Origin of the sequence: Luteitalea sp., assembly GCA_009377605.1 — a bacterium.
Classification (GTDB): domain Bacteria; phylum Acidobacteriota; class Vicinamibacteria; order Vicinamibacterales; family Vicinamibacteraceae; genus WHTT01.
This window is the reverse complement of sequence record WHTT01000296.1, coordinates 1-618: the sequence shown is the minus strand read 5'-3', so window position 1 is coordinate 618 and position 618 is coordinate 1. Positions and strand designations below refer to the sequence as shown.

General features: G+C 59.7%; 1 protein-coding gene. It reads left to right on the top strand.

All coding sequences use genetic code 11. The features are described from left to right. The first annotated feature begins 38 nt into the window (after positions 1 to 38). Positions 39 to 560, top strand: a complete 522-nt coding sequence (locus tag GEV06_29005; GenBank protein MPZ21879.1) for a hypothetical protein — start codon at positions 39 to 41, stop codon at positions 558 to 560. Positions 561 to 618: the final 58 nt, after the last annotated feature.

Sequence of the window (618 nt, the reverse complement as noted above, 5' to 3'; positions counted from 1 at the left end):
AGCGGGCATTGGACAATCAGCACCGTAAACACAGGTTCGTGGCGAGTGGCATGTGGGAGCTGCCGTTTGGGGCAGGCCGCCGCTGGGGCGCGGACTGGACCGGCCTCACGAACGCCCTCCTCGGGGGCTGGGGAGTAGCTGGCATTGTCAGACTCACGTCCGGCCAGCCTTTTGGTTTGACCGTCCAGGGAGATCCCGCAAACATCGGCCAGGGAACGCGTCCCAACTTGGTCGGCGATCCGACAAGACCGGAGGGCGCGAACGAGCTCGAGGAATTCTTCAACACGGCTGCGTTCGAGGCCCCGGAACCGTTCACGTTCGGTAACCTAGCGCGGAATGCCCTCATCGGGCCAAGCGCAAAGGTCGTCGATTTTGCAACCTTCAAGCAGTTCATGGTGACCGACGCGGTGACTGTTCAGTTCCGCTTCGAGGCGTTCAACCTTTTCAATACCCCAAACTTTGTCTTGCCCGGAAGTGTCTTAGGCACCCCTCAGTTCGGCCAGATCAGCAGCGCCGGCCGAGCGCGAAACCTGCAGTTTGGATTGAAAATCGTGTTTTAGATCTATCCCCAGAGCTCACTTGTGTTGGCCTCGTTGGCAGACGTAGCGCAGGCCTTTA